The sequence below is a fragment of the Streptomyces sp. NPDC001194 genome (assembly GCF_042896985.1).
GTDB lineage: Bacteria > Actinomycetota > Actinomycetes > Streptomycetales > Streptomycetaceae > Streptomyces.
Genome location: NZ_JBIAXU010000001.1, coordinates 223,230 through 236,467, shown reverse-complemented (window position 1 = coordinate 236,467; position 13,238 = coordinate 223,230). Strand labels below are relative to the sequence as shown.

General features: G+C 73.7%; 11 protein-coding genes. 8 read left to right on the top strand and 3 right to left on the bottom strand.

Going from position 1 to position 13,238, the window contains the following annotated elements; translation table 11 throughout:
- The first annotated feature begins 26 nt into the window (after positions 1-26).
- The 3 genes from ACFY1T_RS01140 (at position 27) to nudC (ending at position 6,086) form a co-directional block, all read left to right on the top strand.
- Positions 27-3,605: an ATP-dependent DNA helicase gene (locus ACFY1T_RS01140; protein ID WP_390786464.1), complete on the top strand. Its 3,579-nt coding sequence runs from the start codon at positions 27-29 to the stop codon at positions 3,603-3,605.
- Between the two features lie 10 nt (positions 3,606-3,615).
- Positions 3,616-5,031: a dipeptidase gene (locus ACFY1T_RS01135; RefSeq protein ID WP_030859438.1), complete on the top strand. Its 1,416-nt coding sequence runs from the start codon at positions 3,616-3,618 to the stop codon at positions 5,029-5,031.
- A 113-nt stretch (positions 5,032-5,144) separates the two neighbouring features.
- Positions 5,145-6,086, top strand: coding sequence for an NAD(+) diphosphatase (gene nudC, locus ACFY1T_RS01130; RefSeq protein ID WP_051805092.1), 942 nt, complete (start codon positions 5,145-5,147; stop codon positions 6,084-6,086).
- A 120-nt stretch (positions 6,087-6,206) separates the two neighbouring features.
- On the opposite strand, the gene ACFY1T_RS01125 is transcribed toward nudC, so the two are convergent.
- The gene (locus tag ACFY1T_RS01125) at positions 6,207-6,467 is read right to left on the bottom strand and encodes a mycoredoxin (protein ID WP_030153502.1); all 261 of its coding nucleotides are present in this window, start codon (positions 6,465-6,467) and stop codon (positions 6,207-6,209) included.
- A 137-nt stretch (positions 6,468-6,604) separates the two neighbouring features.
- Between ACFY1T_RS01125 and ACFY1T_RS01120 the strand changes: the two genes are divergently transcribed.
- From ACFY1T_RS01120 to ACFY1T_RS01100, 5 genes are all read left to right on the top strand, one after another.
- Positions 6,605-8,833, top strand: a complete 2,229-nt coding sequence (locus ACFY1T_RS01120; RefSeq protein WP_390786933.1) for an ATP-dependent DNA helicase UvrD2 — start codon at positions 6,605-6,607, stop codon at positions 8,831-8,833.
- A 167-nt stretch (positions 8,834-9,000) separates the two neighbouring features.
- A complete protein-coding gene (locus tag ACFY1T_RS01115; RefSeq protein WP_030153504.1) occupies positions 9,001-9,336 on the top strand; it encodes a hypothetical protein in 336 nt (111 codons plus the stop codon).
- A 184-nt stretch (positions 9,337-9,520) separates the two neighbouring features.
- Positions 9,521-9,892 carry a WhiB family transcriptional regulator gene (locus ACFY1T_RS01110; protein ID WP_030153506.1) on the top strand — a complete coding sequence of 124 codons (372 nt, stop codon included), beginning with the start codon at positions 9,521-9,523 and terminating at the stop codon, positions 9,890-9,892.
- Positions 9,889-10,218, top strand: a complete 330-nt coding sequence (locus tag ACFY1T_RS01105) for a hypothetical protein (protein ID WP_030859432.1) — start codon at positions 9,889-9,891, stop codon at positions 10,216-10,218. Before ACFY1T_RS01110 ends, ACFY1T_RS01105 begins: the two co-directional genes overlap by 4 nt.
- A gap of 121 nt (positions 10,219-10,339) precedes the next feature.
- Positions 10,340-10,546 (top strand): hypothetical protein, encoded by a 207-nt coding sequence (locus tag ACFY1T_RS01100; RefSeq protein WP_030859431.1) that lies wholly within the window; start codon positions 10,340-10,342, stop codon positions 10,544-10,546.
- Between the two features lie 25 nt (positions 10,547-10,571).
- Here ACFY1T_RS01100 and ACFY1T_RS01095 read toward each other — a convergent pair whose 3' ends face one another.
- Positions 10,572-11,900: an AarF/ABC1/UbiB kinase family protein gene (locus tag ACFY1T_RS01095; RefSeq protein ID WP_030859428.1), complete on the bottom strand. Its 1,329-nt coding sequence runs from the start codon at positions 11,898-11,900 to the stop codon at positions 10,572-10,574.
- A 189-nt stretch (positions 11,901-12,089) separates the two neighbouring features.
- The gene (locus ACFY1T_RS01090) at positions 12,090-13,196 is read right to left on the bottom strand and encodes a ThiF family adenylyltransferase (RefSeq protein WP_390786463.1); all 1,107 of its coding nucleotides are present in this window, start codon (positions 13,194-13,196) and stop codon (positions 12,090-12,092) included.
- Positions 13,197-13,238: the final 42 nt, after the last annotated feature.

Below are 13,238 nucleotides of genomic sequence, written 5' to 3'. Positions count from 1 at the left end.
TCGGCGGGTCCGGCTAGCCTCTTCACGTGCCCGCGCGTCCGTCCGTCCTCACCGACCCCGAGCAGCTCAAGGAGCTCCTCGGCATCCCGTTCACGCCCGAACAGCTGGCCTGCGTCACCGCCCCCGCCGCCCCCCAGGTCATCGTGGCCGGCGCCGGTTCCGGCAAGACCACCGTCATGGCCGCCCGCGTGGTCTGGCTGGTCGGCACCGGAGCGGTCGCCCCCGAGCAGGTCCTCGGCCTGACCTTCACGAACAAGGCCGCCGCCGAGCTCGCCGAACGCGTGCGCAAGGCCCTCGCGCGGGCCGGCATCACCGACCCGGACCCTTCGCCGGCCGATGCCGACGCGGCCGGCGGCGAGCCGCGCATCTCCACGTACCACGCCTTCGCCGGCCAGCTGCTCAAGGACCACGGCCTGCGCATCGGCCTGGAGCCCAGCGCCCGCCTCCTCGCCGACGCCACCCGCTTCCAGCTCGCCGCGCGCGTGCTGCGCGAAGCCCCCGGCCCGTACCCGGCGCTCACCAAATCCGTCCCCGACCTGGTCAGCGACCTGCTCGCGCTCGACGGCGAACTCTCCGAGCACCTGGTCACCCCCGCCGAGCTGCGCGCGTACGACACGGAGCTCCTCGACGCCCTCGCCGGCGCCAGGCTCACCAACGAGGACCTGCGCAAGGTCCCCGAGGCCGTCCGCGGCCGCCTCGAACTGCTGGAGCTGACCGAGCGCTACCGCACCGCCAAACGCTCCCGCGACCTGCTCGACTTCAGCGACCAGATAGCCCTCTCCGCGCAGCTCGCCACCACCCGGCCCGAGGTGGGTGCGCTGCTGCGCGAGGAGTTCCGGGTGGTCCTGCTCGACGAGTACCAGGACACCTCCGTGGCCCAGCGGCTGCTGCTGTCCGGCCTGTTCGGCGGGGGCAGCGGGCACGCGGTGACCGCCGTCGGCGACCCCTGCCAGGCGATCTACGGCTGGCGCGGCGCGTCCGTGGCCAACCTGGACGACTTCCCCGAGCACTTCCCGCACGCCGACGGCCGTCCCGCGACCCGGTTCTCGCTGAGCGAGAACCGGCGCAGCGGCGGCCGCCTCCTCGACCTGGCCAACGGGCTGGCCGCGCCGCTGCGCGCGATGCACGAGGGCGTGGAGGCGTTGCGCGCGGCGCCGGGGGAGGAGCGGGCCGGCTCCGTCCGCTGCGCCCTGCTGGAGACGCACGCCGAGGAGCTGGACTGGCTCGCGGACTCGGTCGCGCACCTGGTCCGTACCGGGACGGAGCCGCGCGAGATCGCGGTGCTGTGCCGGTCGGCGCGGGACTTCGCGCAGATCCAGGCCGTACTGGTGGCCCGGGACGTGCCGGTGGAGGTCGTCGGGCTGTCCGGGCTGCTGCACCTGCCGGAGGTCGCGGACCTGGTCGCGGTGTGCGAGGTGCTCCAGGACCCGGGCGCCAACGCCTCCCTGGTACGCCTCCTCATCGGCCCGCGCTGGCGGATCGGCGCGCGCGACCTGGCCCTGCTGGGGCGCCGGGCGCGGCAGCTGATCGGCCGCGCGCCGGGCGAGGTGGAACCGGACGAGCGCCTCGCGGCGGCGGTGGAGGGGGTGGACCCGGCGGAGGTCGTCTCGCTGGCGGACGCGCTGGAGACGTTCCTGGACGGTTCCGGATCGGGGTCCTCCGCCGACGACCTGCCGTTCTCCCCGGCGGCCCGGGTCCGCTTCGCGCACCTGGCCCAGGAACTGCGCGACCTGCGGCGTTCGCTCGCGGACCCGCTGATGGACGTACTGCACCGGGTGCTGGCCGCGACCGGCCTGGACGTGGAGCTGTCGGCGTCGCCGCACGCGCTGGCGGCCCGGCGGCGCGAGTCGCTGTCCGGCTTCATGGACGTGGCGGCCGGCTTCGCGTCCCTGGACGGCGAGGCGAGCCTGCTGGCCTTCCTGGGCTTCCTGCGCACGGCGGTCCAGTACGAGAAGGGCCTGGACCACGCCCTGCCCGGCGGGGAGAACACGGTCAAGGTGCTCACCGCCCACAAGTCCAAGGGACTGGAGTGGGACGTGGTGGTGGTCCCGGACCTGTGCGCGGGCGCGTTCCCGAAGGAGAAGGCCCCGGAGCCGTGGACCTCGTACGCCAAGGTCCTGCCGTACGGCCTGCGCGGCGACGCGGCCACCCTTCCGGGTGATCCGGCGTGGACCCCGGCCGGCCTGAAGACCTTCAAGGCGGCGCTGAAGGAGCACAAGGCGGTGGAGGAACTCCGCCTGGGCTACGTCACGTTCACCCGCCCCCGCTCGCTCCTCCTGGCCTCGGGGCACTGGTGGGGTCCGACGCAGAAGAAGCGCCGGGGCCCGTCCGCCTTCCTGTCCGCCCTGTACGACCACTGCGCGGCGGGGAACGGCGAGATCGAGGCCTGGGCGCAGGAACCGGACCCGGACGCGGAGAACCCGTCCCTCGCCGCGGAGTCCGCCCCGGACCGGTCCTGGCCGCTCCCCCTGGACCCGGCGTCCCTGGCCCTGCGCCGCGCGGCGGCGGCCCTGGTCGAGTCGCACCTGGCCGCTCCCGGGCCGGACCCCGCCCCTGCCGCCGCCCCGGAGCCGGACCCGGAGCCGGAGTCCTACCTGTGGCCCCCGGACTGCGAGGACCCCGCGTACGCCGAAGAGCCGGACGAAGAGGACCTCTGGGCGGCGGACGGGGCCTGGGCCGCGGACGAGGCCTGGGCGGCCGACGAAGCGTGGCCGGCGGACGAGGCGTGGCCGGCGGACGAGGCCCCGGCCGTACGGGGCGGGGCGGCGGCCGTCCCGCACCCCCGCACCGGGCCCGCGCCCCGGGGCACGGCTCCCGCCGGTCCGCCCGACCAGGGCCGCGGCTCCGCCCCCGCGGGACGGCGCACCCCGGGAGCGGCCGCCCTCACCCCCGAAGAGGCCCGCGCCATCGCCTCCTGGGACCGGGACCTCGACGCCCTCGAGGGCGAGCTCCGGCGTGCCCGCGCCGCCGTGCGCGACGTCGAGCTCCCGGCCGCCCTCTCCGCCAGCCAGCTCCTGCGCCTCGCCGCGGACGAGCAGGGCTTCGCCCGCGACCTGGCCCGCCCCATGCCGAAGCCCCCGCAACCCGCGGCGCGCCTGGGCACGCGCTTCCACGCCTGGGTCGAGTCCCGCTTCGACGAGCTCCCGCTGCCGCTCCTCGACGTACTCGACCCCGTCACCGAGCTGCCCGGCTCCGACCAGGACATCGCCGACGGGGCCGACCTCGACTCCCTCAAAGCCGCCTTCGAGCGGAGCGAGTACGCCGAGCGCACCCCGTACCGCATGGAGGTCCCGGTCCAGTTCACCCTCGCCGGCCGCGTCGTCCGCGGCCGGATCGACGCCGTGTACCGGACCGAGGACGGCGGCTACGAGATCGTCGACTGGAAGACCGGCCGCACCACCGAGGCCGACCCCCTCCAGCTCGCCGTCTACCGGCTGGCCTGGGCCGAAGCCACCGGCACGCCCCTCGACCGGGTCGGCGCCGCCTTCCTCCACGTCCGCAGCGGCCGCGTGATCCGCCCCCGGGACCTCCCCGGCCGGGACCGTCTTGAGCGGATCCTCCAAGGCAAATCGGGCACGGACAGTGACCGGCACCCCGACAGTTAGGCTCGTAGGCATGAGCGAAACCCCGGCGGACAGCGTCGTCCGCACCGTCCGCACGTACATCGACACCCACCGCGCCGCGTTCCTCGAGGACCTCGCCGAGTGGCTGCGCATCCCCTCCGTCTCGGCCCAGCCCGAGCACGCGGACGACGTACGGCGCAGCGCCGAGTGGCTCGCCGCGAAGCTCAAGGAGACCGGCTTCCCGGTCACGGAGATCTGGCCGACCCCCGGCGCGCCCGCCGTCTTCGCCGAGTGGCCGAGCGCGGACCCGGACGCCCCGACCGTCCTCGTCTACGGGCACCACGACGTGCAGCCCGCCGCCGTCGCCGACGGCTGGCACACGGACCCCTTCGAGCCGGTCGTCCGCGAAGGCCGCCTGTACGCGCGCGGCGCCGCCGACGACAAGGGCCAGGTCTTCTTCCACACCCTCGGTGTACGGGCCCACCTGGCCGCCACCGGCGCCGAGGCCCCGGCCGTCCACCTCAAGCTGATCATCGAGGGCGAGGAGGAGTCCGGCTCCCCGAACTTCCGCGCCCTCGTCGAGCGCGAGGCGCAGCGCCTCGCCGCCGACGTCGTGATCGTCTCCGACACCGGCATGTGGTCCGAGACCACGCCCACCGTCTGCACCGGCATGCGCGGCGTCGCCGACTGCGAGATCGACCTGCACGGGCCCGACCAGGACATCCACTCCGGCGCCTTCGGCGGGGCCGTGCCCAACCCGGCCACCGTCGCCGCCCGCCTGGTCGCGGCGCTGCACGACGCCGACGAGCGGGTCACGATCCCCGGCTTCTACGACAACATCGCCGAGCTCACGGACGAGGAGCGGGCGCTCATCGCCGAGCTCCCGTTCGACGAGTCCGAGTGGCTGCGCACGGCCAGGTCGCACGCGGCCGCGGGAGAGAAGGGCTACTCCACCCTGGAGCGGGTCTGGGCCCGCCCGACCGCCGAGGTCAACGGCATCGGCGGCGGCTACCAGGGCCCAGGCGGCAAGACCATCGTGCCCGCCTCCGCCCACCTGAAGCTGTCGTTCCGCCTGGTGTCCGGGCAGGACCCGTACGAGGTCGAGGCGGCCGTCCGGGACTGGGTCGCGGCGCGGATCCCGGACGGGATCCGGCACTCCATCGCCTTCGGCGCTCCCACCCGGCCCTGCCTGACGCCGCTGGACCACCCGGCGCTGCAGTCCGTCGTACGGGCCATGGGGCGGGCGTTCGGCGAGAAGGTCCGCTTCACCCGCGAGGGCGGCTCCGGACCGGCGGCCGACCTCCAGGACGTGCTGGACGCGCCCGTCCTGTTCCTCGGCATCTCCGTGCCGTCCGACGGCTGGCACTCGCCGAACGAGAAGGTCGAGCTGGACCTGCTCCTCAAGGGCGTCGAGACGGCCGCCTACCTGTGGGGCGACCTGGCCGCCTCCCGCGGGAAGCCCGCCTGAGGCAGCCGCGGCCGCACCGGTCCACCGGGTCCACCGAGCCACGAGCAACGAGTCACGAGTCACGAGTCACGAGTCACGAGTCACTGAGCCTGCCTGTCCCACCACCGGGGGAGTTGGAAGTACCTGTGAGCACCCATACCGAGCACCCGATCTCGCTCGCCGCGCCCAGCGGAATCGACCGCGCCGCGCACCACCGCCTCGACGAGGCCTGGCTCGCGGCGGCCTGGAGCCACCCGACGACACGCGTCTTCGTGGTCTCCGGCGGCCAGGTCCTGATCGACGACACCCCCGACGGGGGGACCGGGATCGTGATGACCCCGGCCTTCGAGGCCCCGGTCACCGAGACGCACCGCTATTTCCTGGGCACCGACGACGACGGCGTACGGTACTTCGCGCTCCAGAAGGACTCCCTGCCCGGCCGGATGGACCAGTCGGCGCGCGCGGCCGGCCTGCGCGAAGCCGGGCTGCTGCTGTCCCCGCGCGACGCCGGGCTGATGGTGCACGCGGTGGCCCTGGAGAACTGGCAGCGGATGCACCGCTTCTGCTCCCGCTGCGGCGAGCGCACGGTGGTCGCGGCCGCCGGGCACATCCGCCGCTGCCCGGGCTGCGGCGCCGAGCACTACCCGCGCACCGACCCCGCGGTGATCATGCTGGTCACCGACGAGCACGACCGCGCGCTGCTGGGCCGCCAGGTGCACTGGCCGGAGGGGCGCTTCTCGACGCTGGCCGGGTTCGTGGAGCCGGGCGAGTCGATCGAGCAGTCGGTCGTGCGCGAGGTGTGGGAGGAGGCGGGCATCAGGGTCGGCGAGGTCGAGTACGTCGCCAGCCAGCCCTGGCCGTTCCCGTACAGCCTGATGCTGGGCTTCACGGCGCGGGCCACTACCACCGAGATCACGGTCGACGGCGAGGAGATCGAGGAGGCCCGCTGGTTCTCCCGCGAGGAACTGCGCGCCGCGTTCGAGTCGGGCGAGATGCTGCCCCCGTCCGGGATCTCCATCGCGGCCCGCCTGGTCGAGCGCTGGTACGGGGAGCCGCTGCCGCGCCCGGTCGCGTGAGACCGGCCGCGTAAGACTCGTCACACGGCGGCGCGCAAGGCCCGTCGCACGGCAGAAGGCCCCCGCACACCGCGGGGGCCTTTCTGTGCGCGCACCGAGCCGGGCGGCGGACGCCGCGGATCAGACGGCGAGGGCCTGCTTGACCTGGGCCAGGCTCGGGTTCGTCATGACCGACTCGGCGCCGGCGGCGGACTTCACGAGCACGGTCGGAACCGTCTGGTTGCCGCCGTTCGCCTTCTCCACGAACGCCGCGGACTCGGGGTCCAGCTCGATGTTGATCTCGTTGTACGCGATGCCTTCCCGGTCCAGCTGGGTCTTCAGCCGGCGGCAGTAGCCGCACCAGGTCGTGCTGTACATCGTGACGGAACCCGTGTCCTGCATGCTGCGCTCTCCTCTGTGGGGTCTGGGTGGTCCGAGTACTCGAACGTACGGGACCGCGGGGCCATTCCCGCACCCGCGTCGCGGCCGGGACGCCCGAGTACGTCACGTACGCCGCGTCCGTCAAGTACGACGGTGCGATGAACGGCGCACCCTGTGGACGACTTTCCCGGCAGCCCCCCGGGACCTGGCAGCATGGCGGGGTGACATCAGCAACGCACCCCTCATCCTTCCCCGCCGGCGCGGACTCGGCCGACGCGGTGCTCCTGGGCCTGGACCCGGAGCAGCGCGAGGTCGCGACGACCCTGCGCGGGCCGGTGTGCGTGCTGGCGGGCGCGGGCACGGGCAAGACCCGGGCGATCACCCACCGCATCGCCTACGGGGTCCGCTCAGGCCAGCTGATGCCGGCGAGCGTGCTGGCCGTCACGTTCACCAACCGCGCCGCCGGCGAGATGCGCGGCCGCCTGCGCTCCCTCGGCGCGGGTGGGGTGCAGGCGCGGACGTTCCACTCCGCAGCCCTGCGCCAGCTCCAGTACTTCTGGCCCAAGGCGATCGGCGGAGACGTGCCCCGGCTCCTCGAGCGCAAGATCCAGCTCGTCGCCGAGGCCGGCGCCCGCTGCCGCATCCGGCTCGACCGCGGCGAGCTGCGCGATGTCACCGGTGAGATCGAGTGGGCGAAGGTCACCCAGACCGTGCCCTCCGACTACCCGGCGACCGCGCTCAAGGCGGGCCGCGAAGCCCCCCGCGACATGGCGGAGATCGCCCAGATCTACGGGACGTACGAGCAGCTCAAGCGCGACCGCGGCATGATCGACTTCGAGGACGTGCTGCTGCTCACCGTCGGCATCCTCCAGGACCGCCACGACATCGCCGAGCAGATCCGCACCCAGTACCAGCACTTCGTGGTGGACGAGTACCAGGACGTCAGCCCGCTCCAGCAGCGGCTGCTGGACCTGTGGCTCGGCGAGCGCGACAGCCTCTGCGTCGTCGGCGACGCCAGCCAGACGATCTACTCCTTCACCGGCGCCACCCCGGATCACCTGCTGAACTTCCGCACCCGCTACCCGCAGGCGACCCTCGTCAAGCTGGTCCGCGACTACCGCTCCACCCCCCAGGTGGTCCACCTCGCGAACGGGCTCCTCGCCCAGGCCGGCGGCCGCGCCGCCGAGCACCGCCTGGAGCTGGTCTCCCAGCGCGAGCCCGGCCCCGACCCGGTCTACGCCGAGTACCCCGACGAGCCCGCCGAGGCCGAGGGCGTCGCCCTGCGGATCCGGGACCTGATCGCGGCGGGCGTCCCGGCCGGCGAGATCGCCGTGCTCTACCGCATCAACGCCCAGTCCGAGGTCTACGAGCAGGCCCTCGCCGACGCGGGCGTCCCGTACCAGCTGCGCGGCGCCGAGCGCTTCTTCGAGCGCCCCGAGGTGCAGAAGGCGATCCTCGCCCTGCGCGGAGCCGCCCGCTCCGGGGGCAACGACCCGCTGCTCGAGGACGTCGTCGAGCTCGGCTCGCAGGTCCGGGCCGTGCTCAGCTCCACCGGCTGGACCGCCGAGCCGCCCGCCGGCTCCGGCGCCGTCCGCGACCAGTGGGAGTCGGTGGCCGCCCTGGTCCGGCTCGCCGAGGACTTCGCCCGCGGCCGGCCCGGGGCCACCCTGGCGGAGCTGACCGTCGAGCTGGACGAGCGCAAGGCCGCGCAGCACGCCCCGACCGTCCAGGGCGTCACCCTCGCCTCGCTGCACGCCGCCAAGGGCCTGGAGTGGGACGCCGTGTTCCTGGCCGGCCTCACCGACGGCATGCTGCCGATCACGTACGCCAAGACCGACGAGCAGGTGGAGGAGGAGCGCCGGCTGCTCTATGTCGGCGTCACGCGGGCGCGGCTGCACCTGACGCTCTCCTGGGCGCTCTCCCGGGCTCCGGGCGGCCGGGCCTCCCGACGGCCCAGCCGCTTCCTGAACGGCCTGCGGCCGGGCTCTGCGGCCCCGGGAAGCCGGCAGGGCGCCGAGGCCGAGAGAAGGGTCCGGGGGCGCGGGCGCCGCGGACCGGCGCTGTGCCGGGTCTGCGGCAAGACCCTCACCGAGGCCGCCGAGCTGAAACTGATGCGCTGCGACGACTGCCCGTCCGACATGGACGAAGGGCTCTACGAGCGGCTGCGGGAGTGGCGCGCGGGGCAGGCGAAGGAGCAGGGACTGCCCGCGTACTGCGTCTTCACGGACAGGACGCTCGTCGCGATCGCGGAGGCCCAGCCGTCCGAGGCGGGCGAGCTCTCGATGATCGCTGGAGTCGGCGGCCGCAAGCTCGACCGGTACGGGGCCGATGTCCTGGCCATCTGCGCAGGTCAGGAGCGTGGGGGCGCAGATGCTGACGACGCGTAGAAACTCGTCGGAAAAATAGTTTGCACATGCCCAGCGAATCCCCATAGGTTCTTAGCAACGGAAACGGTGGCTTCTCCGAAGCTCCGGATCCGTGCTGTACTTATCCGAATACGCATGGGACAGGCCCCCGGGCCCCGTCCCCGAGACGCCGAGAGGAGGCGAGACCAGTGACCAGCTTCATCACCACCACCAAAATGACCGATCGCTCGGTCGCCGCTTCCTGCACGCTCGGCTCCTCCTCGCTCCTCCCGCTCCTGGGTACCGGTCTGTCCGCGATTTCCGCTGACAGCCGCGCCCTGCTGGCCGCGCCCTCCGCGCTCCTGGCGAGCGAGCGGAATGAGCGACCGACCCAGGCACCGGTGGCAGTACTGGAAGCCCAGGCGCATGGCGCCTATGGGTTTGCGGCCGCAGCCGGTGCCGGATCCAAGACGACGCAGACGAAGCAGCAGCACCACCTGATGTGGGCCTTCCGTGGGCTCGAACCCTGGAGTGATCCAGCCTGATCCATGATCAGGCCGGCGCCTTCAGGGCCGCGGAACCCCACCCGGGATCCGCGGCCCTTCTGTTTGTCCCCGACCGGGGGACGACGGCACGAAGGAGCCTCGGGACTGGCAAGACCAGGTACCAGCCGCCCCCGGCCGAACCCGGCCGGAACGACTAGCCAACCAAGACGAGGAAGAAAACACCGTGCAACTCGAAGCGCACGCCCCGTCCGTACCGCAGACCCAGACGATCTCCCCGCCCGCAGTCCCGGAGGACTCCACCTTGACTCCCCTCACCGCGCTGACCGCGCTCGACGACGCCATCGAGAACCTCGGCGTACCCGTCGCCTGCCGTACCTACGACCCCGAGGTCTTCTTCGCCGAGTCCCCCGCGGACGTCGAGTACGCCAAGTCCCTCTGCGCCACCTGCCCGCTGGTCGAGGCCTGCCTCGCCGGTGCGCTCGAGCGCCGCGAGCCCTGGGGTGTCTGGGGTGGCGAGCTGTTCGTCCAGGGCGTCGTCGTAGCCCGCAAGCGCCCCCGTGGCCGTCCGCGCAAGAACCCGGTTGTCGCGGCATGACCGCCATCGGAACCATCGACCGCCCCGTGACGCACGACCCCTTGAAGCAGGCCCTCATGACCGCCCACACGACGAGCGAGCAGCCGCACGGCTCCGCCCACGCAGACTTCATCACCACCGGCGCGATCACCTCGCGTCAGAACAGGACCCGAGAAATGCAACTCATCCCAGAAGCCCTGGCCCGTGCCCATATGGACGACCGCATGCGCGAGGTCGACGCCGAGCGTCGCGCCCTGCGCCTGGTCGCCGCCCGCCGCATGCAGCGGCGTGCCGAGCGCGTCTCGCTGCGCGCCCGGCGGGCCCTCGCCATGGCCGTCATGCACTGAGCAACCGCTGAACCGCCGCTGACCAGCGGCGCAGCAGCGTACGGGGGACCGGTCCGAACGGACCGGTCCCCCCGGTGCGTTGCGGACGGCTCTCCACCCCTCGCGGGGATATCGTCTGGAGGTGGACCAGCCGAATCCCCACCCCGCCCCGTCGGGACCCGAGGCCCAGCCCGTCGTCTGCGCGCGCTGCGGCAAGAAGGCCCCTGACGGCGCCCCGCCCACCTGGACCTGCTCGGTGGAGAACGGGAGCAGACAGTACTTCTGCGTCGACTGCGCGCGAGCCAACCTCAGGGCGATCGAGGGCCGCCTCGACTCCTCCTGGTGGTGAACCGGAGTCCGAGGCGCTCATGCGCTCACTCCTCGGGCAGGAACCCCGGGAGCCAGGACTCCAGTTCGTCCCGCAGCCGTACCGTCGCGCCCAGCTGGCAGAGCACCCCGATGGTGCTCAGCGTCACCCGGTGGATCAGCAGGTACGAGGGCGGCAGATTGATCTGCCGGCCCAACTGGTGCGCGGGGGAGCGGGGATCGGCGATCCGGGCCGCCTGACCGCGCAGCCACGGCCGCGTGAAGGTGAACTCCTCCGCCTGGGCGGGCTCGATGATGGGCAGCAGATAGTCCAGCACCGCCTCCGGGTCGAGTTCGATGGACTCCCTCACGAACCCCTCGGCGCACAGGTGCCCGTAGATCCCCTCGGCGTCGCCTTCCAGCGTCATCCGCAGCGAGGTGCCTATGGGCTTGGGCCAGCCGCCGGGCAGCCGGTCGACGGTGCCGAAGTCCAGCACGCCCAGCCGTATCCGCCCGTCCGCCCCCGTCAGCAGCCGGAAGTTGCCCGGGTGCGGATCGGCGTGCAGCAGCCCGGTGCGCGCGGGCCCGGAGAAGAGGAACCGGGCCAGCAGCTGTCCGGCGCGGTCGCGCTCCTCCTGGGTGCCGTCCGCTATCACCTCCGACAGCGGGGTCCCCTCCATCCACTCGGTCACCAGCACCTGGTCGCCCTGGTGCACGACGTCCGGTACGACCACGTCCTCGTCGCCCTCGAACGCGTCCGCGTGGGTCCGCTGCGCCTCCGCCTCCAGCTCGTAGTCCAGCTCCTCGGAGACCCGGTCGCGCAACTCCTTGATCAGCGGCTTGACGTCCATGCCGGGAATCAGCGGTCCCAGCAGCCCCGCGAACCGGCCCAGTTGCTTCAGGTCGGACAGCAGCGCCTCACCGGCTCCGGGGTACTGCACCTTGACCGCGACCTGCCGGCCGTCGTGCCACACCGCCCGGTGCACCTGCCCGATCGAGGCGGCCGCAGCCGGCTTGTCCTCGAACTCCTCGAACAGGTCCCGCCAGTCGGCTCCCAGCCGGTCCGCCAGCACCTGGTGCACCGTCTGGGCCGGCAGCGGGGGAGCCGCCTCCTGGAGTTTGGTCAGCGCCGCCCGGTACGGTCCGGCGACCTCCTCGGGCAGGGCCGACTCGAAGACCGAGAGCGCCTGCCCGAACTTCATGGCACCGCCCTTCAACTCCCCGAGCGTGCGGAACAGCTGCTCGGCGGTGCGCTGCTGGAGCTCGCGCGCCACGATCTCCGCCGACTTGCCCCCGATCCGCTTCCCCAGCCCCCAGGTGACCCGGCCCGCGAAGCCGAGCGGCAGCGCGGCCAGCTTGACGGTACGGGTGACCGCCTTCCGGGGAAGATCAGACATGCGCCCCTCCAGTTCCCAGACAGCTGTGCCGCAAGCGGCGGTTCAGGATGACCCCTCGGACAACCGCATCCTGTCATGGCGCCCCCACGCCACCCCGTCCGAGGCGCCCACCCCGGCGGCGGGCGGATCCCCGGTGCCGGGTCGTTCCCACCCCCGTGGGTCCGCGCTGCCGGCGAACCCGTGGAGCCTTCACGAGGGCACCGCCTCTTCCGCCGGGACCCGGGCCGCAGCGCAGGGGCAGCCGGGGTGGGGGCGTACGGCAGTCCGCTGCCAGTCGAGGCCCGGGAGGGCGGCTTCCCAGCGCGCGGCCGTGGAAGCGGGGAGTTCCCCGTCGAGGAAGGACAGGGCGTGGGCCGCGGCCAGCCCCGCCACCGCCGCGGCCAGGCCCAGATCACAGGCCCCGGTGGCCCGGCGGCGGTGTGCCGAGCGCCATTGCACCAGCATGCGGGGCCAGGCCGGATCCGCCTCGACCCGGTCCCGTTCCATGCAGCCCGCGCACGCCGTGGCCCCGGGCAGCACCAGTGGCCCCACCAGCCCCGTCGCTTCCAGCACCCCGGCGTACAGATGAGGGGTGCCGGAGGCGATCCAGTCGGCCGCGGTCCCCGGATCCGGGGCCCACGCCTGCAAGCCGTCCCGGGGCGCGACCACCACCAGGGACACCCCCGGCTCCGGCCCCTCGTGCTCCGCGGTCCGCGGAGGGCTGCCCGGGGCCGAGGCGCGGACCAGCCCGGCCGCGGCCTCCGCCCGCATCCGGCCCACGCTGTCGGGGCCGAGCCCGCCCGGCGCCACATCCGCCGGCTCCACCCGGCCGCCGTCGAGCACCTCGACCCGGCCCACGCCCGCAGCCGCCAGGACGCCGGCGATCATCGCGCCCACCCGGCCGCTCCCGCGCACCTGGACCCGTATGGCCCGCCGCGCCGCGACCGCCCGCAAGTCACCCCCCGGCGCGCGGTGCACCAGCGACAGCGAGCCCAGATCGGGCCCCAGCCGCTCCAGGGTCCGCGGCCGCTCGCGCACGGCCTGCGCCCGTGGACCGCCCGCGGTGGCATCGTCCAGCAGCCCGGCCTCCGCCAGCCGCCGCACCAGCGCGTCGACCTGCCCCTCCGGCAGCCCCACCGCCGCCGCCTCCGCGCGCAGCAGCTCCATCCCCCGCGTCCCGTCGATCCGGTCGATCAGCGACCCCGTCGCCGTGTCCACCGGGCCGAGCACCACCGCATGCGCGGGCGTCACCCCGAACTGCACCGTCTGCAGATCGCGCCACGCCCTCGCCAGCGCCGGCTTCACCTTCGGATACATGGCTCTCCCCCTCCTGCGAACCCCGCCTCGTTCCCGTCCTTC

Excerpts from the sequence above, each read along its gene's own strand:
- ACFY1T_RS01135 (WP_030859438.1), top strand. The coding sequence starts at position 3,616 with ATGAGCGAAACCCCGGCGGACAGCGTCGTCCGCACCGTCCGCACGTAC.
- ACFY1T_RS01090 (WP_390786463.1), bottom strand. The coding sequence starts at position 13,196 with ATGTATCCGAAGGTGAAGCCGGCGCTGGCGAGGGCGTGGCGCGATCTG.
- ACFY1T_RS01120 (WP_390786933.1), top strand. The coding sequence starts at position 6,605 with ATGAACGGCGCACCCTGTGGACGACTTTCCCGGCAGCCCCCCGGGACC.
- ACFY1T_RS01095 (WP_030859428.1), bottom strand. The coding sequence starts at position 11,900 with ATGTCTGATCTTCCCCGGAAGGCGGTCACCCGTACCGTCAAGCTGGCC.
- ACFY1T_RS01105 (WP_030859432.1), top strand. The coding sequence starts at position 9,889 with ATGACCGCCATCGGAACCATCGACCGCCCCGTGACGCACGACCCCTTG.
- ACFY1T_RS01125 (WP_030153502.1), bottom strand. The coding sequence starts at position 6,467 with ATGCAGGACACGGGTTCCGTCACGATGTACAGCACGACCTGGTGCGGC.